This window comes from Micromonospora musae (assembly GCF_003626545.1).
Taxonomy (GTDB): Bacteria; Actinomycetota; Actinomycetes; order Mycobacteriales; family Micromonosporaceae; genus Micromonospora; species Micromonospora musae.
The window spans coordinates 371,644-396,273 of the sequence record NZ_RAZS01000007.1 but is presented as its reverse complement, the minus strand read 5'-3'; the positions used below and the strand labels follow the sequence as shown (position 1 = coordinate 396,273).

Genomic DNA, 24,630 nt, shown 5'->3' with positions numbered 1-24,630 from the left:
GTACGCAGCCGAGCCGCCCCGGTGGGTCAGTACATCGATAGATGAACATGGTTCGTGTGGCTCGCCGCCGGGCTGCCGCTGCCGCTGTAGGAGCGCCAGCCGGTGCCCGGATGCCAGATCTGCCGGTACCAGATCACGTAGAGCACGCCGAGCCGATCGGCGTTGCGCACGTGCCACGCGGCGAGGCTGTCGCCGTACGCCTTGTCGCCGCCGGTGGCGTTCTCGTCCTTGAAGCCGCCTGCGGCGGCCGAGAAGTCGCAGGCCCGCCCCTTGGGATGCTCGCCGTCGCCGCCGCTGCGGTAGCAGGAGACGTGGCGGGTGTAGTCGGCCGCCTTGGTCTGCTGGAGGGCGTTGAGGGTGCGCGGCGTGATGCAGCCGGAGGTGGTCGGGTCGTTCACCGAGCAGGACTCCGACGGCCAGGAGCCGTCCGAGTTGCGTGGGGCGGGCTTCGCCGAGCTCGAGTTCGCGCCGGCGAAGCCGCCGCTGCCACCGGAGCTGACCGCCGCCAGCGCCGCCTCGGCCTCCTTCTTCTTCTTCGCCATCACGGCGAGCTGCTTCGCCTGTTGCCGCACCTCGGCGTCGATGGCGAGCTTGGCCCGCTGCGCCTGCTCGCGCGCCTCCGTCAGCTCGCGCAGTCGCTTGCCGTCCCGCTGTGCCATCAGGTCGAGGTTCGCCGCCCGCTCCAGGAACGCGTCGGGCGAGGCGCTGCCCAGCAGCATCGACGCCGGGGTGAGCCGGCCCACCCGGTAGGAGCGCGCCGCCACCTCGCCGACCTGCGTGCTCAGGTCGTTCACCCGCACCTGGAGCCCGGTCAGCTGGCCGGTCAACTGCGTCTGCCGGCGCTTGGAGTTGTCCAGCTTCTGCTTCGCCTCGATGTGCGCCCGGGCGGTGGCCGTCAGCGCGTCCCGCAGCTTCTTGGTGCCGCCCTCGTTGGGCTCCGCGTACGCGGGCAACGAGCCACTGCCGAGCAGCACGACGACGGCGGCGAGCAAGGCGATCAGTGGGCCGCGGGCGCGACGCCTGCTGGGCATGATCCTGGGCACGACAGCGTCCTTCCGTCGACCGCCGGCCCCCCGGTGCGTCCTGCGCGGCGGCGGTCCCGCCGGCCCCGTTCGGCGGCCTGCTGGCGGTGACCGCCGGTCACGATACCGGACCGGGCGACGCCGGCCAGTCCCGGAAATGCCCAGGGGCGCGTCGCGTCGACGCAGCGTGTCGAGCCGGTCGCCGTACGCGTGGATCAGCTGTCGAGCAGAGCCGCCCGGACCTCTTCCCAGATCCGATCGCTCGCGGCGACCAGCAGGCCGTACCCCTCGTCGGCGGCGTGGTACTCGGTGCCGTCGAAGCGGCGGGCGACCCCGCCGGCGCAGCGGACCAGCAGCGCCCCGGGGGCGTGGTCCCAGGGCAGGGTGCGCCAGAAGACCGCGAACTGCTGCCGCCCGACGAGGATGTCCAGGTATTCCCGGCCCGCGCAGTGCTGCCCGGGGAGCAGCTCACCGATCCGGTCGCCGCCGGCCCGCACCCGGTCGCGGTTCGCCGACGGGAGGAACCGGGCGATCGCCATGCCACGCAGCTGGGCGAGCTCCGCGGAGGCGTCGTCCGTACGGATCGGACGCCCGTCGACGTACGTCCCCTCGCCGGCCCGGCCCGTGGCGAGCGTGTCGGCGAGCGGGTCGAACACCCAGGACGCGACGGGCCGCCCGTCGGTCAGCAGCGCCACCATCAACGCGAACGGTCGGCGGCCGGCGGCGAAGTTCGCGGTGCCGTCGACCGGGTCGACGAGCCACACGTCCCCGGAACCGCGCAGGTGCCGCAGCAGCCCCTGATCCTCGGCGACCGCCTCCTCGCCGACCACCACCGAGCCGGGAAGGAGCCGGCGCAGCCCAGCCGAGATCATCTCCTCGGCCCGGCGGTCGGCGACGGTGACGATGTCACCGGGCGCCTTCTCCGCGACGTCGGAGTCGTCCAGCTTCTGGAACAGGGGTAGCACGACCTGGTCGGCGGTCTCACGGAGCAGGACACCGACGTCGTCGAGCAGGTTGTCAGCCACGCGGCGGCAGCTTCACCACGCTGACGAAGAACTCGTCGATCTGGCGCACCACGGCGATGAACCGTTCGAAGTCCACCGGCTTCGTCACGTAGGCGTTGGCGTGCAGCTGGTAGCTGCGCAGGATGTCCTCGTCGGCCTGCGAGGTGGTGAGCACCACCACCGGGATCCGGCGGAGCTCCTCGTCCTTCTTTATCTCCGCGAGCACCTCACGGCCGTCCCGGCGGGGCAGGTTGAGGTCGAGCAGGATCAGGTCCGGGGTCACCGCCTCCGCGTACCGACCCTCACGGCGCAGGTACGCCAACGCCTCCGCCCCGTCGGAGACGACGGTCAGCCGGTTGCGCAGCTTGTGCTCCTCGAACGCCTCCTGGGTCATCAACACGTCGCCCGGATCGTCCTCGACGAGCAAGACTTCGATCGGACTCTTCCCGTCCGCCGGCGCGGTCATCCCACTGTCTCCCTCATGCCACCCGTCCTACCGCCTTCCGGCGCTTCCTCCGTACGCTCCGCCCGCTCCCGCTCCCGCTCCCGCTCCGGCGAGCCGTCCGGGACGCCGTCGGGCGTCTCCGTCGCCTGCGCGCCGGTCGCCTCCTCGTCCGGGCTCTCGCCGGCCGCCGCACGATCCTCGGGCAGCGCGGGCAGGGTGAACCGGATCGCGGCGCCCTCGGAGACGTCGGTGTCCACCCAGACCCGACCGCCGTGGTATTCCACGATCTTCTTGACGATGGCCAGCCCGATACCGGTGCCCGGGTAGGCGTCCTTCGAGTGCAGCCGCTGGAAGATGACGAAGATCTTGTCGGCGAACTCGGGCTCGATGCCGATGCCGTTGTCCTGGCAGCTGATCTCCCACTCGTCGCCCACCTGCCGGGCGGAGACGTGCACCTTCGACGGCACGTCCGACCGGCGGAACTTGATCGAGTTGCTGACCAGGTTGGCGAGCAGGTTCGTCAGCAGCGGTTCCTCGCCCTGGATCACCGGCAGCTCCGACCAGGTCAGCTCGGCGTCCGCGTACTGCCGGGCCGCCTCGGTCTGACCGGCCACCTCTCCCATGACCTTGTTGAGGTCGACCTCGCTGAAGCCGACGGTCAGCCGGCCGATCCGGGAGAACGCCAGCAGGTCGTTGATGAGGCGCTGCATCCGCTGCGCGCCGTCCACCGCGAACGCGATGTACTGGTCGGCCCGCTCGTCGAGCTGCCCGGCGTAGCGGCGCTGGAGCAGCTGGCAGAAGCTGGCGACCTTGCGCAGCGGCTCCTGGAGGTCGTGCGAGGCGACGTACGCGAACTGCTCCAGGTCACGGTTGGACCGGGTCAACTCCTCGGCCTGCTTCTGGAGCTGGCTGTTGACCCACTCGATCCGCTGCCGGGCCTCCCGCACCTCGGCGAGGTCCGCCGCGATCCTGCGGCGCATCGCGTCCACGTCGTCGGCGAGCTGCACGAACTCGGGCGGCCCGGAACCGGGGATGGCGTGCTGGAAGTCGCCCTCGGCGACCCTCCGTACGTGCTGGGCGAGCTCGGTGAGCGGCCGTACGACCGTCCGGTCCAGCGAGAGCAGCAGCAGCACACCGGTGACCACGACCACCAGGGCGGCGACGATCAGCAGCACGGCGAGCAGGTTCCCGCTGCGACGCGCCTCCCGCGCGTTGCTCTCCCGGGCGTCGAAGATCTCGGCCTGGAGGTCGTCCACGGCGGCCCGTACCTCGTCGAACTGCTGCCGGGCCACCTGGGTGACGAGCGCCTGGCCGGCCGCCGTGCCCTCCTGCTCGGTCACGGTGATCACCGGTACGGCGACCGCCCGTCGCCACTCGTCGGCCCGGGTCTCGACCTGGCGCAGATCCCCGCCGATCTGCGGGTAGTCGTTCAGCAGTCGCCGCATCGAGGCGATGACGTCCTGCTCCTGCCGCACCCCGGCCTCGTACGGGCCGAGGTCGGCCCGGTCGCCGCTCACCGCGAAGCCGCGTACCGCGGTCTCCTGGTCGAGCAGGGCGTTCAGCAGCTCCTGCGACTGCACCCGCAGCGGGCCGGTCTGGTTGAGCAGCGCGTCGACCTGGTTACGGCTCCGCTCCGCCAGGGACGCCTCCGCCACGGCCAGCCCGACGAGCAGCACGCCCACGATCGCGAGCAGCGCGACCACTCGCCGGCGCAGGCTCCAGGCACGCAGGCCGGCGCTCATCGGCCACCTCCCCGGGTGACCAGCAGCATGGCGACGTCGTCGGCGAGCGGCCCGCCGTTGATCTGCTCGGCCCGTCCGACGAGCCAGGCCGGCAGCTCGGGCAGGGGCACCTCCCGGCTGGCCGGTTCCGCCAGCAGCTCGCCGAGGCCGGGCACGTCGAGCCGATCGTCGCTGTCGCCCACGCGCCCCTCGATCAGGCCGTCGGTGTACATCAACAGGGACCAGTCCTCCGTGTCGAACTTCAGGTCGTAGGCGATCGGCGGGCGGGGCCGGACGCCGAGCAGCAGACCGCCGGGGGCCGGCACCGGGGCCACCCCACCGCGGCTGAGCAGCAGCGGCGGCGGGTGCCCGGCCAACCGTACGACCGCCCGGTTGGCGTCCAGGTCGAGCCGCGCCGTCGCCACGGTCGCGAAGATCTCCTGGAGTCGGCGCTCGCTCATCAGCACCTGCTCCAGCGCGGGCAGCACCTCGTCGTCGGGCACCCCGGCGAGCACCAGGGCGCGCCAGGCGACCCGGAGCTCGACGCCGAGCGCCGCCTCGTCGACCCCGTGCCCGCAGACGTCGCCCACGATCAGGTCCACCCGGTCGGGGCGGGTCTGCACCACGTCGTAGAAGTCGCCGCCGATCAGCGCGGCGTGCCGGCCGGGCCGGTAGAACGTGTGCACCGCGACCTGGTCGGTCGACATCAGCGGCTGCGGCAGGAGGCCTCGTTCGAGGCGGGCCGACTCGGCCTGGCGCAGCTCGACCTCGCGCAGCCGGCGGGCGTTCTCGTCGGCGCGCTTGCGCTCCACCGCGTAGCGCAGCGCCCGGGTCAGCAGGACACCGTCGACCTGCCCCTTGACCAGGTAGTCCTGGGCTCCCTCGGCCACCGCCACGATGCCCAGGTGCTCGTCGCTGCGCCCGGTCAGTACGCAGACCGCCGCGCCGCTCGCCATCTCCAGCACCTGGCGCAACCCGTCGAGGCCCTGGGCGTCCGGAAGACCGAGGTCGAGCAGGACGCAGTCCACGCCGGTCACCCGCTGGCGCGCCTCGCTGAGGCTGGTCGCGACCAGCAGGTCGATCATCGAGTTGGTCTCGGCCAGCAGCTCACCGACCAGGAAGGCGTCGCCCTCGTCGTCCTCGACCAGCAGCACCCGCAGCCGCTCGCCCGGTGGCAGGTGGGGGTGCCGTCCCAGGCCGCCGTGCGGATACGGCACCACAGGGGAACCGGCCAGACCGGTCCCCCGGTTCGGCCGGGTCACCGCCGCCAGACGCGGAAGTTCGCTGGTGATGTCGGGCTCCTTCCGAGTGCCCTGCTGATCCTGTATTAGACAACGGTCGCACACAACACGACGGACTCGGTGCGGCCGGACATGGGCCGAATCACTACCCACCGAGGGGCAAAGCGGACACCGTCGGTCCCGTGGATCGGACCCTCGCCGACCCGCCCCGGAACGCCTCGACCGGGCACCGGCGGTGCGCGGCAGCCGGGACGTCCGGGGGTCCCGCTCCAGGCCCGCGCGGGGCAGGATGGTGCCAGCTCTGGCCCCGTCCCCGAGGAGTTCCCGTGGGCGCACCCCCCACCCCGGCCCCGGACCGCGCACCCGCCCACCCGATTCCGAGCCCGCCCGCCGACCGGGCGCTGGCCCGGCCCCGGCGGCGGTTCGTCGCCGCGCTGGCGGCCGCCGTCGCGCTGGTCGCCGTCGGCGCCGTGAGCCTCCTCGACCTGCGGCCCCCGACCCCGCTGCCGGCCGACGCGCCACCGACCGAGTTCAGCGCCGACCGGGCGTACCGCGACGTCCAGGTCATCGCGGCGCGTCCGCACCCGGCCGGCAGCGCCGCGAACGACGAGGTCCGCGCGCACGTCGAACGGGTCCTGCGGGAGCTGGGCCTGGAGACCCAGGTGCAGGACGCCGTGGCGCCGGAGGCGGGTCAGTTGAGCGGGGCGGCCGGTGGCGTCACGCTGGCCCGGGTCCGCAACGTGGTGGCCCGGCTGCCCGGCACCGATCCGACCGGGCGGCTCTTCCTGGTCGCCCACTACGACTCGGTGCAGTCCGGCCCGGGCGGCAACGACGACGCCGCCGGCACCTCCGCCATCCTGGAGGTGGCCCGGGCGCTGGCCGCCGGACCACGCCCCCGCAACGACATCGTCTTCGTGCTCACCGACGCCGAGGAGGCGTGTCTCTGCGGCGCGTCCGGATTCGCCTCCGGCCACCCGCTCGCCGCCGACGGCGGGGTGGTGCTCAACCTGGAGGCGCGTGGCTCCACCGGCCCGGTGATCATGTTCGAGACCTCGCGACGGAACGCGAAACTGGTGGAGGTCTTCGGGCGGGCCGCGCCGCACCCGGTCGGCACCTCGTTCGCCGTGGAGATCTACCGTGCGCTACCCAACGACACCGACTTCACCGCGTTCCTCGCGGAGAACTTCGTCGGCCTGAACTCGGCGTACATCGACGGTGCGGCGATCTACCACACCCCGCTGGACACCGCCGCCGCGCTGGACCGGGCCAGCCTCCAGCAGCACGGTGAGAACGCGCTCGGAATGGCCCGGGAGTTCGGCCGGATCGACCTGACCGAGCTGACCGCCGCCGGCGACGACACCTACTTCTCGGTGCCGGGCGGGCTCGCCCGCTACCCGGGCCAGCTGACCCTCCCGCTCGCGCTGCTCGCGCTGGTCGCGGTCGTCGCGCTGGGCTGGCTGACCCGGCGGCGCGGTCGCGCGAGCGGAGGCCGGTTGGCGGCGGGCTTCGGTCTGGCGCTCGTCCCGATCGTGGCCGCCCCGCTCGCCGCGCAGGGGCTCTGGGCGCTGATGACCGCGATCCGGCCGGGCTACGCCGCACTGCTCGACCCGTACCGGCCGATCTGGTATCGGCTCGCCGTGCTCGCGCTCGCCGCGACGGTCGTCCTCGCCTGGTACGCGCTGACCCGCCGCCGGATCGGCCCCGCCGCGCTGGCCGTCGGCGGGCTGGGCTGGCTGGCGGTGCTCGGGGTGGTGCTCGCGCTGCTGGTGCCGGGTGGGGCGTACCTCGCCTCCCTGCCGGCGCTGGCGGGCGCGCTCGCCGGCCTGGCCGCGCTCGGCACCCGGATCGACGGGCCCTGGCCGGTGGTCGCGGTCACCGTGGGCGCCGCGGTGGGCGTCGTCGTCCTCCTGCCCACTGTGGTGCTCCTCTTCCCGGCGCTCGGCATGGCGATGGGCGGGGTGGCCGCCCTGGTCACGGTGCTGCTCGGGTTGGCCGTACTGCCGGTGCTGGATCTGCTGCACCCCCGGGCCGGCGGGCAGCGCGGACTGGTGGCGCTCCGGGCCCGGCGGCTCGGCGCGGTGCCGGCGCTCGCCGCCGCGGTGGCGGCGGTGGTCTGCGCCGGGGTCGGGCTCCGCGTCGACCGGTTCGACGCCGCGCATCCCGCACCGACCCACCTGATGTACGCGCTGGACGCGGGCACCGGCTCGGCCCGGTGGCTCACCGACGAGACCGATCCGCAGCCGTGGACCAGCCGGTACGTCAAGGGTCCGGCGTCCCTGGACGACTTCCCCGCGCTGGGCGACCAGACCCTGCGCGGCGGCCCGGCAGAGCCGACGAACCTGCCCGCCCCGAAGCTCGAGGTGCTGGCCGACAGCACCACGGGCGGCGAGCGCACCGTGCGGCTGCGGCTCACCCCGCAGCGTCCGGCGCGCCTGGCCAGCCTGCACGTCGACACGACCACGGCCACCGTGCTGCGCGCCGAGGTCGCCGGCCGGCCGGTGCCCGTCGAGCCCCGTTCCGGCCGCTGGGGCTTCGGGGTGGTCTTCCACGCCCCGCCGGCGGAGGGCTTCGAGGTGACGCTCACCGTCACGCCGAAGGCCGACCGGCTGGGTCTGCGGGCGATGGACGCCAGCGACGGCCTCGACGGTCTGCCCGCCTTCCAGCCCCGCCCGCCGGACGTCGGGATCGTCGGCTCGCACAGCTCGGAGATGCTCGCGGTGGCCCGCACCTACCCGGTCTGACGGCCGACCGGGCCCTGGACCCGTCGGCCGGACGTGCGGCCGACGGGTTCAGTTCGGGCGGGTGGCCAGGTCGCCGGGGTCGGTGTTGCCGCCGCAGACGATGACCGCCACCCGCTCGCCCTGGCGCGGCACGTACGCCCCGCCGATCAGCGCGGCCAGCGCGGCGGCCCCACCCAGCTCCGCGGCGACCCGCAGCTCCGACCAGAGCAGCCGGCGGGCCCGGACCAGATCCTCGTCGCGGACCAGCACGGAGAGCAGACCGGTACGCCGGGCGGTGTCGAACGCGATCTCGCCGATCCGTCGGGCGCCCAGCGAGTCGGTGGCGATCCCGCCCACCTCGACGTCGACCGGGCGGCCGGCCTTGAGCGCGCTGTGCAGGGTGGGAATCGGCTCCGGCTCGACAGCGACCACCCGCACCCCGCCGTCGAACCAGGTCGCGATCCCGGACACCAGGCCGCCACCGCCGACCGCGACCAGTACGGTGTCGATCCCGTCCAGTTGCCGTTCGAGTTCCCGACCGACCGTGCCCTGGCCGGCCACCACCTCCGGCTGGTCGTACGCGTGCACGACCAGCGCGCCCGTCTCCTCGGCCCGCCGGCTGCTCGCCGCCAGCGCCTCCGCGTAGTGCCGGCCGACCTGTCGCACCTGGGCGCCGAGCGAGGCGAGCCGCTCCACCTTCACCGGCGAGGCGGTGACGGGCACGAAGACCTCGGCCGGTACGCCGAGGGCCCGCGCCGCGTACGCGACCGCGAGCCCGTGATTGCCGCCGGACGCCGCGAGCACCCCCGCCTCCGGCAGTGGGCCCTGGAGCATCCGGTTGAACGCGCCGCGCGGCTTGAACGAGCCCGCGTGCTGGAGCAGCTCCAGCTTCAGGCTGAGCCGCCCCGGCACACCGAACTCGCCACCGTCGACGGTGAGCACCGGCGTCTGCCGTACCCGGCCGGCGATGAGAGCGGCGGCTGCCTCGACGTCACTTTTGTCCACCATCCGGGCACGCTCCTCGTTCACAGATCAGCTCATTTCCAGCGGTATTGGTGAAGGCCAGCGGCATAGTCGATTAAACCGGGCGACCACACCTGCGAGCTGCCGCCATGCTTGGCATGGAGGGTCATCGATGGTTACTGCTGGCCGCCGCTCGACGGCATGGAAACGGCCTGATCTTGACGCAGCGTCAATCTGCATGGACAGCCGGCAGCAGCCAACTCGGCGGCTCTCCTCACCCGCCCATCCCTCCGCCGGGCACGCCGTTAGCCTCACTGCACCCCGAGTTCCTCGCGACCCGCTCCGACGAAAGCCCTCAGTAGAGAACGCGTGTCGCGCAGAAAGTCGTCTACGGTCAGGTCGTTTGCCTTGCCGCCCGACATGGCTTGGTCCCCGCCCCTCGCCAAACCGTCCCAGAGCGCGTCTGCGGCGTCGCGTACCGGCTTGGTGCCGATCAGCTCCACCTCGATGTGAGCAGCTTTAGCCTCTTCCAGAAGGTCGGATAAGAACGACATGGGCAGGGCGCCGCCTTCCCACTTGAGCGTGATCTCCACGATTTGCTTTTCGATCTTTGCGGCGAACGAGGCGTATACATGACGCCTCTCTGCGTGCCATCGGGTCGCGGCTTCCCGACGCGCCCGTCTTGCGTCCAGGAGCATCGTCACCACCTGCGACACCACCACGCCACCTACGGCAAAGACGCCTGCCACCACTGGAACCGCCCACCAGGGAGCTGCCGGGGAAGCCTCAGCCACAAAATTCACGTCTGTGATTATGTCTCTTCGACGTTGCTCGCCATGGCTACGACGGTCTCCGCCTACCGCTGCCCAAGCCATCCCGTCGGCCTTCGTCCGCACACTGGGGAGTGGGTGGGGCCTGCCCGGTCAAGGTGGAGCACCCAGAGGCTGAACGACCTTGACCGGGCAGGCTCTACCCGCGCGGCTTCGCCCCGGACGAAGATTGTCGGGATGGCGCCACCATCCCGGAGTGCCCGAGGACCCCCGCCGGAGGCACTGCCCCTGTGTCGCTCAACATCGAAGCCCCGGAACTGCCAATACTCATGGCGGCCCGGGGCTTCGTCGTATGTCGCGCCGCCGGCGGGCTAACACCGACGCGCTGGCGGCCGAAGGCCAGAGGCGCGGCGGCGGGCCATCGGCCCGGCCCAGGTTCGGCGGCGCGAGCGGCCCGCGACGCGGGCCGCCTTGATCTCGTACAGAAAGTTCTCACATGGATTGCCGCTCCCCTTTGCCGTGCCGATCCCTCCGCAAGTTCCAGTTCCAGATTCGGTTGCCACGCACGCTCTCCTGGTAACGCACCTTGCCACCGGGACGGGACAGGATTATCAGGTTGCATGGCCGCTTATGATGAGGCATGGACATCGGCGAGCCTGCTCCTGATCCACTCACAGGAATGACGCCAGCCGAGCGGAAGCGCGCTCAAGAGTTGGCAATCCTTGAGGCGGTCTATGACCTCTCGAACTTCCGAAGTGTAATCTCCCGCGAACGTCCAGACTTCGCTCTGTCGCGCTCAATCGGAAGCAAGCCGCTTGGAGTTGAAGTCACGCAGCTCTTCTTTCACGAATCCCATGCACGCTTCAACCTGATCGCCGGCTATGCTCACCGTCTCTGGTCCGGCGGTTCCCACCTTCACAAGAACGACGTCAAGACGCTTAAGTCAGTCAGGGTCAAGATCTCGGACGCGGAGGGCGACGTTCGTTACCCGGATCTCCCTGCTGTCATGATGGAAACTCCGAGTATCGCCGAATACCGCACGGCTCTACGTGACGTGATTCTAACGAAGACTGGGAGAGGGTACGACCTCGGAGAGTTCAGCCATGTAAACCTCGTCATCCTCGATTGGTTTGATCTCAGCTTCAACGCGACCGACTATAGGACGGATCGGTTCTTCGACGATGAGGTACGCGAAGCGCTGAGAGAATGCCCATTCCGGGAGGTTCTCCTCGTCCTCCATAACACCGCACGAGATACAAATGATGACTTTGACCAGGTAGCACGACCTGATGCTCGGATCGTCCCCCTCCAACAGCTGCTAGCCATGGAGCGCTTCTACGCGGCGGGGCACAGTATCGACAAGCAAAGTAGCGGAGATCTGCGCGACGTGGCCGAGTTGAACCGCCTCACAATCGACCATGTGAGCCGAGTTCAAGGCTATGGCCAGCCAGTTGAATGCGAGGGGCGTCCCTTCCTGCATTATCGCGGCACCCTAATCGAGCTCAGCGACCGGGGAATGCAGATACGGGAGTCAAGTGACTCTGAATTGCCGAACTACCCAACCAGCATCATTCCTGATCGACTGGAGCCCAGAATCGAGCAGCGAGTGACACAGGAGATTAGCGCGAACATCTTTGGGTTCGGCTTCGCCAGACCCGCAAATCGCGCCAACCCCTGGGAATTCCGCAGCATTGCATAACGATTGTCGCGACATCCACCAGTCACGCTGATATGGGCCACATGGCGACGCTTCCGTAAGCCCCGGCGAACCGGAAGGACCCGAGGTCCGCTAGTTGTGCCCTCGCTCGATCCTTCGTCTTACTTCCCGGCGATGGTCCGTGCCGAGGATGTTTCGCACCTCGCTGTGTTCGGGAACGGGCCTCAACGCGTCGGCTAGAGCGTATCTCACACTAGGCTCAGGGTCCCGTGCAAGCCGAACGCCTAGGTCCGGCCACCGCTGGGGATCACGAGCCCAACTTATCGCTGCAAAGCAACGGATCCATCGATTGGAATGACCAGCAAGTGGCGGCACGGACACCCTCAGGAACTCGGCCGGGATCTCGCGGAGACCACTTGCGAGGGCGAAGCTAGCTCCGTCATCGGCAGATGGAAGAAGGCTAAGCGTCAGCCGCTGCACATCGTCATACTGTTCGACTCTATGACCGACCTTCGCTGCAACTTGCGCCGCTCTGGCGGCGAGCGGAGGAGCCCCCAATGAGACTTTAAAGCGGCTGAAGGGATCATCGTCCCCAAACCCAAAGCTCAGTTCACTTTCGGTCGGGCCCTGTGCAAAATCCATCAGCTCTCGGAAGACCTTGTCCCGCATCTCGTCTGAGAGCGAGGGTGCGACGGTGGAGACAGCAGCTAGGGCGTCTGCCCTGTTGTACGCATCATCACGCCTGTCTCGAAGTCGAACCATCATCGCGGTTACAAAACTCGACCTAGCCGACTCTTCCAACACAGTGGCCAGAACTGCCGACTGTCTAAGCGATGTCCCTAAGGTCATCTGACCAGGAATATGCACCCGTGGTGCGGAGTCCCGCGCAACATGCATTTTTGCAACCTCAATAGCCGACGTTCGATCGGCGTCGGCGAGGATTAGTGCTATAGCAGCCTGCACGTTGCCCTCACCGGCCGCATCCGCCAGCTGCACTCCTGTCGTTGCCGAATCTCTCGCCAGTATCTCCTGACCCTCCGATACCGCCTGTTGAGCAACCTCGTTACCCAACTTAATGGCATCGCAGAGCATTAGAAGAATTCGCCCCTGTAGGTCCGGGTGGCTCTCCCCGATTTTCGCAAGAGCCGATATGTGAGCATCGTCTGTGCGGTGATGCGTTCCAGGCTCCCTTGAGAGATAGCCGGAAGTAAGGTCAAGAAATTTCTCCGCCTCAGACCAGGAAGCTTCATCCGCTACGGCCGCGAAGGCATCGAACGCCGGGTACCAGGTATCGGTGGGCCAGCTTCCTGGCGCGGTAGAAGTTAGCTCGTTAATAGCGACTTCCGACCATTCGCTGGCAACCACTGCAGGGAACAGACTTGCGGCAGCCTTCGCGAACCTGAACGAGGCAATCCGTTCCCAGTGCGGCGCATCGCCGGCTGGCGGATGAAAGTGAACGGGGCGGTCAGGCAACTTCTTCGCGAATTGCTCTAGCTTTTTCGAATCCCCACCGCGGACATAGTGGCGTATTGCCTCTTCTGCTACTCCTGTCGCCGCAAATAGGTCTCCGAACCTAACATGGGCAGCTTGCTCGGCCTCCCAGCTGGCCGATATTACAGAATGGTAGAGGTATTGGTGCAGGAACTGAAGAGCGTCGGGCCACTTCTGGTCGAGCATTCGCAAAGCCGCCCGTTCAGCCAGTGGAGCTGGCTCCGACAGGACAGAGCCGCCCCCAGATGCTTTCAAGGCTTGAGCAAGGCGGTGAAGATCGTTTGGATCGCCCTCAACCTTTCCGAACCGCATACGGGTTCCCCGCTGGCTATAGAGCCATGCTGCAGCGGACTCGTTCACCCCTGCCTGAATTGCGCCATCAATTGCATCCAACCAGCGTTGAATTGCCTGATCTGACTGTTTCCCTAGAGTCAGATACCTGGCATGGCGTGCCGCAATCCATGCCGTGACCCTAGGCGGGTATAGGTGACGGGCCGAGCTGACCAGCTCGCTCCAATCGTCAGATGCTTCGGCCACGCACATCAGGATCCGAGCCCTCAGCGCCAACCCCGCATCGTCGGTGGGCGTGTCGTTCGCCATAGCCGTGAGGCCGCCGATGCGTGCCGTTAGCAGGTCCATCCGACGCCATGTAATCGCCTGCTCGGCTAGCGTGAGTCCACACTCGATCCGCCCTATGTCTCCCCCCTGCATTGAATCGAACGCAGATGCAAGGTGTTCGAGAGTTACATGCCGGTCGTACCCGAAGGCACCCGCCGCCGAAAGACCTGACGCGCTTCGAACGGTGGTTTGCTGCACGTGGTTCTGATACCGAACGATCGCGTTTACGTGCTGCCCCACGGAGAAAGGGTCTCCCGATCGATAGCTGCGCCAGCCCAATTCCACCCGCAGCTTTGCTGCCGCCTCAAAGTCCTCGGCCGCCTCCAAGGCCTTGGCCTGCCTGGCTCGAACTATGGAGGCGTGTTGGGCGAATGGGGAGGCCTCCAGCGCGGCTGCCACTTGGTCGAACAGGCCGGCGGCTTCGCCTGGCGCCTCTGAGACCCGCTCTTCCGCCTGCTGAAGGCGCTCGGCTTCGCCAAGATGCGCAACCGGTCCTCGGAGGACTGCGTCCGAGGCAATTGGGCGCGCGTCATTCAGAACACGTTCGATCGCCGCTAGTTCAGCGCGTGGGATGGGCCGCTCGATTTGCTGGGCCTGACGCCGCTTCCACTCCACGAGCTCGACGACTCCGTAGGCCGACTCATGCTGATCTACCGGCGGGTGGTGCTGCCCGCACAGCAGTAGGAGATTCTCGAAGTCGTTGATCTTCTCCGACGGATAGCTGGAGTCATAGCGGGGACCATCCGGCTTTTCGGATCGGATGTGTGCAATCTCGACAGTTGGCGTATATAGCCCGCGGTCCTTGAAGATCAATTTCGCATCGCACCCTGGGTAGGCGCAATGCGTGGCCGTACCAAAAAGCAGCTTGATGACGGTCTGCTTGTACGTGCGCGGCATCTGCGCAGCGTATCGCGACCATGAGCGGCTGGCGGTATCTGGATGAGGGCTCCTAGGATCAGCAGGTGGTTCCCCATCCTGACGTCGCCGCGCAGATTGCCAGGCGTCTTGTCGCCGACGCCCTCCCTCGTCGCTGGAAACACCTTCAAGCGGTGGGTCCGTGAGGCTTGCGATGCAGGCCTCAGGGGCATTCCGTCACTACTTCCAGCGGAAGTGCACGAAGAGCCGGCCGAAGTTCTTGGAGTCCTTCTCCACCCGGTGGTAGAGCTGCTTGACGTCCTTCTGGTCGAGGAAGCGCAGCACCTTCTTCTTGAGCTGGCCGGAGCCCTTACCCGGAATGATCTCCACGAGGGTGGCCTTCTTCGCGACCGCCTCGTCCATGATCCCTCGGAGCGCACGGTCGATGTCGTGGCCCTTGTTGTAGATGTCGTGGAGATCGAGCTTGAGCTTCACCAGTTCATCCTAGGTCCGCCGGGACGGGGTCCGGGAACGGCGAAGGGCAGCCACCCGGGCTGCCCTTCGCCGTTCTGTCTGTTCCGACGTCAGCGACCGCTGACCCGGGTCTCGACCCGGCGCAGCGCGGTGCGGTAGTCGTCGTTGCCGCTGTGCATGGCGGCGGCGATCCGCAGGTGCCGCAGCGCGTCCGGGTACCGGTTCAGCCGCTCGAGCGTACGGCCCAGCACGTGGTGCGCGTAGTGGTCGCTCGGGTCCCGGTCGACCAGCTCCCGCAGGTGCTCCTCGGCCCGGTTGAGCTGGGCGGACTGGAAGTACGCCCGGGCGAGCAGCTGCCGCACCGAGGCGTTGCTCGGCTCCGCCTCGACGATCGGCTCGAGCAGCCGGACGGCCTCGGTCGGGTCACCCGTCTCGAAGAACATGGTCGCCCGCCGGTAGTCGGCCAGAAGATCCATTGCCCACTCCCTCGTCTCGCGCCGGTCACACTCCTGACGCTGGCACAACACCGCGCCGGCGTCGACTGTTCCCGGGGCGATCGGGGCGCAGCTCCCCCGCCCGCGCCCCTCAGGCGGGTCGGGCGGGTCGGGCGGCGGCCAGGTCCCAGGCCCGGACACCACCGACGATTCCGGCCGTGTTCGGGACAACCACCACGTCGTCGCCCATCCGGGCCAACTGCTCCGGCCTGATCAACCGGGAGTTCCCGCCACCCAGGTAGAGCCGGTCCCAGCGGAACACCGGCCGCAGCCCGTCGACCACCCCTCGGACCCGTCGTGACCAGAACGCGTCGCCGAGCCGTCGCCGTTCCGGCTCGCCGATGTACGTGTCGTACGTCATGCCCCAGCGCACCGGCGCGTGCGAGAGCTCCAGGTGCGGCGCGAGCACACCCCCGTCGAAGAGGGCGCTGCCCAGCCCGGTGCCGAGGGTGAGCACCAGCTCCAGCCCGGTGCCCGCCACCACCCCGGCGCCGTGCACCTCGGCGTCGTTGAGCACCAGCGCCGGCGTGCCGAACGCGTCGGAGAGCGCCGAGCGGACATCCCAGCCGGACCACTCGGCGAGCAGGTCGGGATCGATCCTGGTGCGCGGCCCGGCCCGGGTGACGTAGTGCGGAGTGGCCACCACCACGCCGTGCCGCAGCATGCCGGGCATCCCGACGGTCACCCGGTCCGCCGGGGGCAGCTGAGCCCCCAGGTCAAGCAACGTCTTGACGAAGAGCGAGGTCGACAGCGGGTACGGCGTGGGCACGCGCAGCGGGCGGGTCCGCATCGTGCCGGCCTCGTCGAGGACGGAGGCCTTGATGCCTCCGCCACCGCAGTCGATCGCCAGTGTGGTCACCACTCCGCCGAGTCTGCACCTTCCGGGCGGGTCGCGTGCACTCAGCCGGATAGGCTCGCCTCCTCATGAGCGCCACGTTGATCGTCAAGAACCTCTCCGCCGGGCACGGCGACACTCCGCTCTTCACCGGTCTGGACCTGGTCGTCGCGCCCGGCGACGTCGTCGGGCTGGTGGGGCCGAACGGGGCCGGGAAGTCGACGCTGCTGCGTACGCTCGCCGGTCTGCTGCCGGTGGAGGCCGGCAGCGTCACGCTCAACCCGCCCACGGCGAGCGTCGGGCACCTGCCGCAGGAGCCGGAGCGGCGGCCGGGCGAGACGGTGCGCGCCTTCCTGGCCCGCCGCACCGGGGTGACCGCGGCGCAGCTCGCCCTGGACGCCGCCACCGAGGGGCTCACCGCCGGCCGGGCCGGCGCCGACGACGCGTACGCCGAGGCGCTGGAGCGGTGGCTGGCGCTCGGCGGCGCGGACCTCGACGATCGGGCCGAGCAGGTCGCCGCCGAGCTGGGCCTCGCGGTGGACCTGGAGCAGTTGATGACGGGGCTCTCCGGCGGCCAGGCGGCGCGCGCCGGGCTGGCCTCGCTGCTGCTCAGCCGGTACGACGTCTTCCTGCTCGACGAGCCCACCAACGACCTGGACCTGGCCGGGCTGGAGCGGCTGGAGGAGTTCGTGACGGGGCTGCGCGCCGGCACGGTGCTGGTCAGCCACGACCGGGAGTTCCTGACCCGGACGGTGACCCGGGTGCTGGAGCTGGACCTGCCGCAGCAGCAGGTCAACCACTACGGCGGCGGCTACGCGGCCTACCTGGAGGAGCGCGAGGTGGCGCGCCGGCACGCCCGGGCCGACTACGAGGAGTACGCCGACACCCGCGCGACGCTGGAGAACCGGGCGCGGGCCCAGCGCGCGTGGATGGAGAAGGGCGTCAAGAACGCCCGGCGCAAGGCCACCGACAACGACAAGATCGGCCGGAAGTTCCGCACCGAGGCGACGGAGAAGCAGGCCGCGAAGGCTCGCCAGACCGACCGGCTGATCGAGCGGCTGGAGGTGGTCGAGGAGCCGCGCAAGGAGTGGGAGCTGCGGATGGAGATCGCCGCCGCGCCCCGCGCGGGGGCCGTGGTGGCCTCGCTCCGCGACGCCGTGGTACGCCGGGGCGGCTTCACCCTCGGGCCGGTGAACCTCCAGGTCGACTGGGCCGACCGGGTGGCGGTGACCGGCGCGAACGGGGCCGGCAAGTCCACCCTCCTCGCCGCCCTGCTCGGGCGGCTGCCACTCGACACCGGTCACGCCGCGCTCGGCCCGGGAGTGGTGGTCGGCGAGGTGGACCAGGCCCGAGGGTTCTTCCTCGGCGACGCCCCGCTCATCGACGCGTTCCGCGCCGCCGTACCGGAGATGTCGCCGGCGGACGCGCGGACGCTGCTCGCCAAGTTCGGCCTGCGCGCCGGGCACGTGCTGCGCCCGGCCGCGACGCTCTCCCCCGGCGAGCGGACGCGGGCCGCGTTGGCGCTGCTGCAGGGGCGCGGGGTGAACCTGCTGGTGCTCGACGAGCCCACGAACCATCTGGACCTGCCCGCGATCGAACAGCTCGAAGCGGCGCTGGCCAACTACCCGGGAACACTGCTGCTGGTCACCCACGACCGGCGGATGCTCGCCGCGGTGGCGACGAACCGGCGGCTGCGGGTGGACGCGGGGCGGATCGCCGAAGATTGATGCCGTGCCGACGGCGTCACCCGGGGTGAGAATGACCCCATGCTCAAGTGGGAGTACGCGCTGCTGGTCCGCCGGCGCCAGGCGGCCACGAACGACCTCGGCTGGGAGGTCACCTTCGTCTGGTACGGCCCGGACGGCTCGATGGTCGACGTCACCCCGTACGGGGACACCGCGCTGGCCCATCTGAACCGGGCCGGCGACCAGGGGTGGGAGTTGGTCGCGATGAGCGAGGACCCCTCCCTGCCCGGCAACAACGAGCTGCACCGCTACCACCTCAAACGGCCGAAGTCGGCTGCTCCGCCGCCCCGGCAGCGGATGCGGATCGGCAGCCGCCCCCGCCGCAGCACGACCGGCTGACCGTTTCGGGACGCCGCTGTCGGCGGCGGTGCGCGGCGACCCGGTCCGCCGTGATCCTCCTCGGCCGCCGGGCCGGATCCGCACGGCGCTGGCCGCAGGGCCGGATGCGCGGCGCGCAGCGGTGCCGGTCGGGGGCCGGATGCGCGGCGCGCAGCGGTGCCGGTCGGGGGCCGGATGCGCGGCGCGCAGCGGTGCCGGTCGGGGGCCGGATGCGCGGCGCGCAGCGGTGCCGGTCGGGGGCCGGATGCGCGAGCGGCGGCGGCCGGTCGGAGGGGCGTGGCAGCGCCCGGCCGCGGCGGTCGCCGGAGGGCGAATCCACGCGGCGGCGGTGGCGGCAGGCATACCGGACGGCGATGCGGGTAACGGGCGGCCGGAGGTGGACATGGTCGCGTTGGCACAGACCCCGCCGTCGGGCGATCGGCTGCGGGCGATCGACGGCTTCCTCGCGGAGGCGTGGACCGATCAGAAGGCGCACGACGACCGGCTGCGCGATCTCACCGTGGAGGTGCGCTTCGACCGGGGGGTCGCCCACGTGACCGGCGAGGTCGCCGATCCGGGGCAGCTACGGCTGGCCCGGGACCGGATCGGCCGGCTCGCCGGGGTGCTCGGCGTCTGGTGCCGGGTACGGGTGGCCGGGCACGATCCGGTGGTGGTGGACCTCGGATGCGGGCCGAACAAGCAGTGGCCGGGCAACCTGGGGCTGGACATCTTCCCGGCCAGCGGGGTGGACGCGGTGGCGGACCTGTCGGGCTCCCTGCCGCTGGCCGACGACTCGGTCGACGTCTTCTTCACCGTGCACATCCTGGAGCACCTGATCGATTTCCTGCCGCTGCTCGACGAGTGTCACCGGGTGCTCCGGCCGGGAGGCGTGCTGCACGTGATGAGCCCGTGGTGGGGGCACGTGAACGCGGTGGCCGACCCGACCCACGTACGGCTGCTCGACGTGCAGACCTTCAAGGGGATCTGCCTTCAGCGTCCGCCGGGCACCCCGCGCTGGTACCCGCTGCACGCGGGCTGTGACGGTGCCTCGATCTTCGCCGACCTCACTCCCGTACCCCCCGACAGCGACCCGCCCACCAAATCCCACCTGGCCCGCTTCTTCGACTAACCCCCCGCCCCCACCCCAGCCCACCCACCCCTTCACCCCGGCGATCAAGAGGTTGGCGTCATTTTGAAGGCGCCTTCTGACGCAAACCTCTTGATCAGCGCGGCTGGGTTAGCGGCCTTGGGTGGATTCGCGGGATTCCAGGCGGTAGGGGGCGGCGAGTTCGCGGGGTTCGGCGGTGCGGTCGCCGTCGATCCGGTTGGCCAGCAGTTCGACCGCGAGCCGCGCGATCCGTTCCTTGTCCGGGGCGATGGTGGTCAGCGTCGGCACGGAGAAGCGTCCGTCCTCGATGCCGTCGAAGCCGGCCACCGCGACGTCCTCGGGTACGCGTAGCCCCGCCTCGTGCAGGGCCCGCAGCGCACCGAGGGCGAGGGTGTCGTTGAAGCAGAAGACGGCGTCGGGGCGCACGCCCGAGGAGAGCAGGTTGCGCATGGCGGCCGCACCGTCCGCGCGGTGCCAGACCGGCGCGGGCGCGACCAGGGCCTCGTCGTAGCCGAGGCCGGCCTCCTCCAGCGCGCTCCGGTAGCCGTCGAGGCGGAGCCGGGCGCTGGCGCCTTCGGGGGTGCGCTGGGAGCCGATGGCGGCGATCCGGCGGCGGCCGAGCCCGACCAGATGGTTGGTGATCTCCCGGGCGGCGGCCACGTTGTCGATCACGACGTGGTCGGCCGGGCCGTGTGCGACGCGTTCGCCGAGCAGCACCATCGGGGTGCCGTCCAGGTTGATCAGGTCGTCGGCGGTGAGCGCGAGCGGGCTGAAGATCAGCCCGTCGATGAGGTGGTCGGTGATGCCGGAGGCGACGACCCGTTCCTGCTCGCGGCCGCCACCGGTCTGGTCGATCAGCACCGTCCAGCCGAGATCGGCGGCGGCGGTCACCACGTGCCGGGCGAGTTCGGCGAAGTACGGGATGTCGAGTTCGGGTACGGCGAGCGCGATCACGCCCGTGCGCCCCTTGCGGAGGTTGCGGGCGGAGAGGTTCGGCCGGTAGTTGAGTACGGCGATGGCCTCCTCGACCCGGGCCCGGGTGTCGGGTCGGACGTGCGCGTAGCCGTTCACCACGTTGGAGACGGTCTTCACCGACACCCCGGCCCGTTCGGCGACGTCCTTGAGCCTGTGCCGCATTCGCCCCCCTCCCGACGTAACAACCGGCACTTTACCTCGTAGTCAGCTCTTTACAACGTTGCCTACAACGTTGTAGAAACCAGGGACACCGGGTGGGCGGTGACTGCGGTCACCCGGCATCAGAAATGACGAAAGGTGACATTCGTGCGGACCGCGAAGCTCACGATCGACCCCGCGTTCGCGATCGGCCCGGCCGACCGACGACTCTTCGGCTCCTTCGTCGAGCACATGGGGCGCTGCGTCTACGGCGGGATCTACGAGCCCGGCCACCCCGACGCGGACGAGCGCGGGCTGCGACGTGACGTGCTGGAACTGACCCGGGAGCTGGGCGTCTCGGTGGTCCGCTACCCCGGCGGCAACTTCGTCTCCGGCTACCGCTGGGAGGACGGCGTCGGCCCGGTCGGCGACCGGCCGCGCCGGCTCGACCTGGCCTGGAAGACCATCGAGACCAACGCCTTCGGCCTGCACGAGTTCATGACCTGGGCCGACGAAGCCGGGGTCGAGCCGATGATGGCGGTCAACCTCGGCACCCGGGGCGTGCAAGAGGCGCTGGACCTGCTGGAGTACACGAACCACCCGGGTGGCACGCGCCTCTCCGACCAGCGGCGCAAGAACGGCGCCGAGGAGCCGTTCGGCGTACGCCTCTGGTGCCTCGGCAACGAGCTGGACGGCCCCTGGCAGGTTGGGCACAAGACCGCCGACGAGTACGGCCGGCTCGCCGCCGAGGCCGCCCGCGCCATGAAGATGGTCGACCCGTCGATCAGCCTCGTCGCGTGCGGCAGCTCCAACCGGCGGATGCCCACCTTCGCCTCCTGGGAGGCGACGGTGCTCGAGCACACCTACGAGCACGTCGACTACATCTCCGCGCACACCTACTACGACCCCTCCGACGGGGACCGCGCCAGCATCCTGGCCTCCGCCGTCGACATGGACAACTTCATCTCCGAGGTCGTCGCCACTGCCGACCACGTGGCCGCCAAGCAGCGCCAGAAGCGGAAGCTAAAGATCTCCTTCGACGAGTGGAACGTCTGGTACGAGTCCCGCCTCCAGGCCGACCTGGACCGGCGGGGCTGGGTCGAGGCGCCGGCGCTGATCGAGGACGACTTCACGGCGGTCGACGCGGTGGTGGTCGGCGATCTGCTGATCACCCTGCTCCGGCACGCGGACCGGGTCGGCGTGGCCGCCCAGGCGCAGCTGGCGAACGTGATCGCCCCGATCCGCACCCGCAACGGCGGGCCGGCCTGGCGGCAGAGCATCTTCCACCCGTTCGCCCTGACCGCCCGGTACGCGCGCGGCACCGTGCTGCGCACCGAGCCGGTCTCGCCGACGTACGAGACGAAGAAGCACGGCGAGGTTCCGGTGCTGGACACCGTCGCCGTGCACGACGAGGAGACCGGCGAGGTGACCGTCTTCGCCGTCAACCGGGGCGAGGCCGACCTCGAGCTGCAGCTCGACCTGCGCGGCGTGCCCGGGCTGTCCGCCACGTCACACCTGACCCTCGCCGCCGGCGACGACCCGGAGGCGACGAACACCGAGGCCGAACCGGAGAAGGTGACGCCCCGGGAGTTGACCACCCCCACCATCGACGGCGGCCGGTGCTCGGTGCGCCTGCCCGCCGTCTCCTGGAACGTGCTGCGCTTCGGTAACCCGCGCTGACCAGGGCACACTTCATACCGTCCCCCCAAGGAGAGATACGGCATGATCCACAACGAAATGAGCCGGCGGCGGCTCCTCGGGCTCGGCGTCGGGCTCGGCGCCGCGGCCACGCTCACGCTGGCGGGCTGCGGCGGCGGCGACTCTTCCGGGCCGGCCGCCGGCGGCGACGGTGGGAAGGACTACACCGGGCCGAAGGTGGACCTGAAGCTGTGGAACGGTTTCACCGGCGGCGACGGTGAGATCTTCAAGACGCTGGTGAACCAGTTCAACTCCGAGCACCAGAACATCGCGGTCTCGGTCGCCACGTACCAGTGGGAGGACTACTACAACAAGCTCCCCAGCGCGGCCTCCAGCGGGAACGGACCCGACATCGCGGTCATGCACATGGACCAGCTCGCCACCTTCGCCGCCCGCGGCGTCATCAGCGAGCTGGACGACGTGGCCAAGACGCTGGAGCTGACCGAGGCGGACTTCGCGCCGACGGTCTGGCAGGGCGGGCTCTACAACAACAAGCGGTACGGCATCCCGCTGGACATGCACCCGCTCGGCTTCTACTACAACAAGTCGGTCATGGAGAAGGCCGGGCTGGACCCGAACAAGCCGCCGACCACCCGGGACGACTTCACCGCCGCCCTCACCGAGCTGAAGAAGTCGGGCGTCCAGGGCTTCTGGATCAGCCCGTTCCAGTTCACCGGCGGGATGTCCTTCTACTCGCTGATCTACCAGTTCGGCGGCAGCCTCTTCGACGCCGAGGTCAACAAGGCCACCTTCAACGCCGACCCGGCGGTCGAGGCGTGCACCTGGATGGTCGACATGATCAAGCAGGGGCACTCACCGGCGAACGTCGGCCAGGACGCCGAGTACCTGGCCCTGAAGAGCGGCAAGAACGCCTTCACCTTCAACGGCATCTGGCAGATCAACGATCTGAAGAAGAGCCCCGATGTCCAGTGGGGGGTGGCGCCCCTGCCGCAGATCGGCAGCAAGCCCGCGGCCTGGGCCAACTCGCACAACTTCACCATCGTCAAGCAGCGCGCCAACAACGCCAACAAGGTCCAGGCGTCGAAGGTCTTCATCAACTGGCTCAGCCAGCACTCCCTCGACTGGGGCAAGGGCGGCCAGGTGCCGGCCCGCAAGAGCGTCCGGGAGAGCGCCGAGTTCAAGGCGCTGACCGAGGTGAGCGCGCTCGCCCCCGAGCTGGACTACGCGGCCTTCCCGCCGGCCACCCCGGGTCTGGGTGAGGTCATCAAGACCTTCTACGACTCGTTCAACGTGGCCGCGCTGGGCAAGAAGACGCCCAAGCAGGCGCTCGACGAGGGCGTGGCGAAGGCGAACCGGCAGCTCGAGGACAACCGCAAGAAGTACGGGAGCTGATTCTCCGTGGCGGACGTGATCGAGGTCGGGGCGGCGCGCGGTGACGCGCCGCCCCCGGCGGCCAGTGCTGCCCGCCGGGGCGCCAAGTCGGCGAACCGGGTCGGTCGGGCGACGCCGTATCTGTTCCTCGCGCCGTATCTGGTGCTGTTCACGGTCTTCGGCCTGCTGCCGATCGTGCTCGGCCTCTATCTCAGCCTGCACCAGTGGGACTTCCAACTGCCCAACCGACCCTTCGTCGGGTTGGACAACTACCAGGAGCTCTTCTCCAGCGACTCGGCGGTCTTCGGGGACTGGTGGCAGAGCGTCCGGGCGACCGCGATCTTCACGGTCGTCTCGGTGCCGCTGCTGGTGGTCGTCCCGCTCGGGCTGGCGCTGCTGCTGAACCGCTCGTTCCCCGGCCGCACCTTCTTCCGGGCGGTCTACTTCGCGCCGTACGTGCTCGGCGTGGCGGTCATCGGCCTGCTCTGGCGCTTCCTGCTCGACGCGAACCTGGGCCTGGTCAACCGGGTGCTCGGCGCCGTCGGCCTGCCGTCGGACACCCCCTGGGTGACCGACGTGCCGTGGGCGTGGATCTCGCTGGTCGGTGTGACCGTCTGGTGGACCTCGGGCTTCAACGCGGTGATCTACCTGGCCGGGCTGCAGGACATCGCGCCCGAGCTGTACGAGGCGGCGAAGGTGGACGGCGCGAGCGCCTGGGAACGGTTCCGCCACGTCACGCTCCCCGGGCTGCGCCCGGTGCTGCTCTTCGTCATGACCACCACCGTGCTCGCCTCGGCGAACGTCTTCGGTCAGTCGTTCCTGATCACCCAGGGCGCGCCGGGCACGGAGACCCGCACCGTGGTCTGGTACATCGTCGAGCAGGGGCTCCGCAACAACGACGCCGGCCGCGCCGCCGCGATGAGCATCGTCTTCGCGCTGATGCTGGCCGTGGTGAGCCTCGCCAACTTCCGCCTCTTCCGCTACCGGGAAGACTGAGGGAACCGCC

General features: G+C 69.8%; 19 protein-coding genes and 1 pseudogene. 8 read left to right on the top strand and 12 right to left on the bottom strand.

Translation table 11 applies throughout. The features are described from left to right. Positions 1 to 26: 26 nt before the first annotated feature. The 5 genes from D7147_RS21810 to D7147_RS21790 form a co-directional block, all read right to left on the bottom strand. Positions 27 to 1,031 carry a coiled-coil domain-containing protein gene (locus D7147_RS21810; protein ID WP_199734230.1) on the bottom strand — a complete coding sequence of 335 codons (1,005 nt, stop codon included), beginning with the start codon at positions 1,029 to 1,031 and terminating at the stop codon, positions 27 to 29. A gap of 206 nt (positions 1,032 to 1,237) precedes the next feature. Next, a complete protein-coding gene (locus D7147_RS21805; protein WP_120680535.1) occupies positions 1,238 to 2,047 on the bottom strand; it encodes an inositol monophosphatase family protein in 810 nt (269 codons plus the stop codon). Further along, the gene (locus tag D7147_RS21800; RefSeq protein WP_120680533.1) at positions 2,040 to 2,492 is read right to left on the bottom strand and encodes a response regulator; all 453 of its coding nucleotides are present in this window, start codon (positions 2,490 to 2,492) and stop codon (positions 2,040 to 2,042) included. Before D7147_RS21800 ends, D7147_RS21805 begins: the two co-directional genes overlap by 8 nt. Next, positions 2,489 to 4,213 carry a sensor histidine kinase gene (locus D7147_RS21795; RefSeq protein WP_120680531.1) on the bottom strand — a complete coding sequence of 575 codons (1,725 nt, stop codon included), beginning with the start codon at positions 4,211 to 4,213 and terminating at the stop codon, positions 2,489 to 2,491. The genes D7147_RS21800 and D7147_RS21795 overlap by 4 nt, the downstream gene beginning before the upstream one ends. Beyond that, positions 4,210 to 5,409 (bottom strand): PP2C family protein-serine/threonine phosphatase, encoded by a 1,200-nt coding sequence (locus tag D7147_RS21790; protein WP_233563279.1) that lies wholly within the window; start codon positions 5,407 to 5,409, stop codon positions 4,210 to 4,212. The genes D7147_RS21795 and D7147_RS21790 overlap by 4 nt, the downstream gene beginning before the upstream one ends. A 350-nt stretch (positions 5,410 to 5,759) precedes the next feature. On the opposite strand from D7147_RS21790, the gene D7147_RS21785 reads away from it, so the two are divergent. After that, positions 5,760 to 8,174, top strand: coding sequence for a M28 family peptidase (locus D7147_RS21785; RefSeq protein WP_120680527.1), 2,415 nt, complete (start codon positions 5,760 to 5,762; stop codon positions 8,172 to 8,174). Between the two features lie 48 nt (positions 8,175 to 8,222). Here the strand turns inward: D7147_RS21785 and D7147_RS21780 are convergent, their stop codons facing one another. Together D7147_RS21780 and D7147_RS21775 are read right to left on the bottom strand one after the other, a co-directional pair. After that, complete coding sequence (locus D7147_RS21780) at positions 8,223 to 9,182, bottom strand: threonine/serine dehydratase (RefSeq protein ID WP_325050675.1); 960 nt, start codon at positions 9,180 to 9,182, stop codon at positions 8,223 to 8,225. Between the two features lie 245 nt (positions 9,183 to 9,427). After that, on the bottom strand, positions 9,428 to 9,919 hold the full coding sequence (locus tag D7147_RS21775; RefSeq protein WP_147437421.1) for a hypothetical protein: 492 nt from the start codon (positions 9,917 to 9,919) through the stop codon (positions 9,428 to 9,430). A 607-nt stretch (positions 9,920 to 10,526) separates the two neighbouring features. On the opposite strand from D7147_RS21775, the gene D7147_RS21770 reads away from it, so the two are divergent. Then, entirely contained in the window at positions 10,527 to 11,585 is a 1,059-nt protein-coding gene (locus D7147_RS21770) for a hypothetical protein (RefSeq protein ID WP_147437420.1), read from the top strand. 90 nt (positions 11,586 to 11,675) lie between these two features. Here the strand turns inward: D7147_RS21770 and D7147_RS32165 are convergent, their stop codons facing one another. The 4 genes from D7147_RS32165 to D7147_RS21755 form a co-directional block, all read right to left on the bottom strand. Further along, positions 11,676 to 14,549: a hypothetical protein gene (locus D7147_RS32165; protein WP_147437419.1), complete on the bottom strand. Its 2,874-nt coding sequence runs from the start codon at positions 14,547 to 14,549 to the stop codon at positions 11,676 to 11,678. A gap of 198 nt (positions 14,550 to 14,747) precedes the next feature. Further along, positions 14,748 to 15,002 carry a Smr/MutS family protein gene (locus tag D7147_RS21765; RefSeq protein ID WP_120680521.1) on the bottom strand — a complete coding sequence of 85 codons (255 nt, stop codon included), beginning with the start codon at positions 15,000 to 15,002 and terminating at the stop codon, positions 14,748 to 14,750. An 89-nt stretch (positions 15,003 to 15,091) separates the two neighbouring features. Then, positions 15,092 to 15,457: a tetratricopeptide repeat protein gene (locus D7147_RS21760; protein ID WP_120680519.1), complete on the bottom strand. Its 366-nt coding sequence runs from the start codon at positions 15,455 to 15,457 to the stop codon at positions 15,092 to 15,094. A 109-nt stretch (positions 15,458 to 15,566) separates the two neighbouring features. Beyond that, positions 15,567 to 16,337: an ROK family protein gene (locus D7147_RS21755; RefSeq protein ID WP_120680517.1), complete on the bottom strand. Its 771-nt coding sequence runs from the start codon at positions 16,335 to 16,337 to the stop codon at positions 15,567 to 15,569. A 62-nt stretch (positions 16,338 to 16,399) separates the two neighbouring features. On the opposite strand from D7147_RS21755, the gene D7147_RS21750 reads away from it, so the two are divergent. The 3 genes and pseudogenes from D7147_RS21750 (at position 16,400) to D7147_RS21740 (ending at position 19,502) form a co-directional block, all read left to right on the top strand. Beyond that, positions 16,400 to 18,037 (top strand): ABC-F family ATP-binding cassette domain-containing protein, encoded by a 1,638-nt coding sequence (locus tag D7147_RS21750; protein ID WP_120680515.1) that lies wholly within the window; start codon positions 16,400 to 16,402, stop codon positions 18,035 to 18,037. Positions 18,038 to 18,076: 39 nt separating this feature from the next. Continuing rightward, positions 18,077 to 18,322: pseudogene (locus D7147_RS21745) on the top strand (hypothetical protein); the annotation flags it as partial. A gap of 454 nt (positions 18,323 to 18,776) precedes the next feature. Beyond that, entirely contained in the window at positions 18,777 to 19,502 is a 726-nt protein-coding gene (locus D7147_RS21740) for a methyltransferase domain-containing protein (protein WP_120680680.1), read from the top strand. Between the two features lie 108 nt (positions 19,503 to 19,610). On the opposite strand, the gene D7147_RS21735 is transcribed toward D7147_RS21740, so the two are convergent. Further along, the gene (locus D7147_RS21735; RefSeq protein ID WP_120680511.1) at positions 19,611 to 20,618 is read right to left on the bottom strand and encodes a LacI family DNA-binding transcriptional regulator; all 1,008 of its coding nucleotides are present in this window, start codon (positions 20,616 to 20,618) and stop codon (positions 19,611 to 19,613) included. Between the two features lie 144 nt (positions 20,619 to 20,762). On the opposite strand from D7147_RS21735, the gene arfA reads away from it, so the two are divergent. From arfA to D7147_RS21720, 3 genes are read left to right on the top strand one after another with little or no spacing between them, the layout of a single operon-like run. Continuing rightward, a complete protein-coding gene (gene arfA / locus D7147_RS21730; protein WP_120680509.1) occupies positions 20,763 to 22,274 on the top strand; it encodes an arabinosylfuranosidase ArfA in 1,512 nt (503 codons plus the stop codon). A 42-nt stretch (positions 22,275 to 22,316) separates the two neighbouring features. Next, on the top strand, positions 22,317 to 23,645 hold the full coding sequence (locus tag D7147_RS21725; protein ID WP_120680507.1) for an ABC transporter substrate-binding protein: 1,329 nt from the start codon (positions 22,317 to 22,319) through the stop codon (positions 23,643 to 23,645). A 6-nt stretch (positions 23,646 to 23,651) separates the two neighbouring features. Then, a complete protein-coding gene (locus tag D7147_RS21720; protein WP_120680505.1) occupies positions 23,652 to 24,620 on the top strand; it encodes a carbohydrate ABC transporter permease in 969 nt (322 codons plus the stop codon). The last annotated feature ends 10 nt before the right edge of the window (positions 24,621 to 24,630 follow it).

Coding starts and splice junctions, on each gene's coding strand:
- D7147_RS21810 (WP_199734230.1), bottom strand. CDS start 1,031: ATGCCCAGCAGGCGTCGCGCCCGCGGCCCACTGATCGCCTTGCTCGCC.
- D7147_RS21800 (WP_120680533.1), bottom strand. CDS start 2,492: ATGACCGCGCCGGCGGACGGGAAGAGTCCGATCGAAGTCTTGCTCGTC.
- D7147_RS21795 (WP_120680531.1), bottom strand. CDS start 4,213: ATGAGCGCCGGCCTGCGTGCCTGGAGCCTGCGCCGGCGAGTGGTCGCG.
- D7147_RS21770 (WP_147437420.1), top strand. CDS start 10,527: ATGGACATCGGCGAGCCTGCTCCTGATCCACTCACAGGAATGACGCCA.
- D7147_RS32165 (WP_147437419.1), bottom strand. CDS start 14,549: ATGCCGCGCACGTACAAGCAGACCGTCATCAAGCTGCTTTTTGGTACG.
- D7147_RS21760 (WP_120680519.1), bottom strand. CDS start 15,457: ATGGATCTTCTGGCCGACTACCGGCGGGCGACCATGTTCTTCGAGACG.
- D7147_RS21750 (WP_120680515.1), top strand. CDS start 16,400: ATGAGCGCCACGTTGATCGTCAAGAACCTCTCCGCCGGGCACGGCGAC.
- D7147_RS21740 (WP_120680680.1), top strand. CDS start 18,777: ATGGTCGCGTTGGCACAGACCCCGCCGTCGGGCGATCGGCTGCGGGCG.
- D7147_RS21735 (WP_120680511.1), bottom strand. CDS start 20,618: ATGCGGCACAGGCTCAAGGACGTCGCCGAACGGGCCGGGGTGTCGGTG.
- D7147_RS21725 (WP_120680507.1), top strand. CDS start 22,317: ATGATCCACAACGAAATGAGCCGGCGGCGGCTCCTCGGGCTCGGCGTC.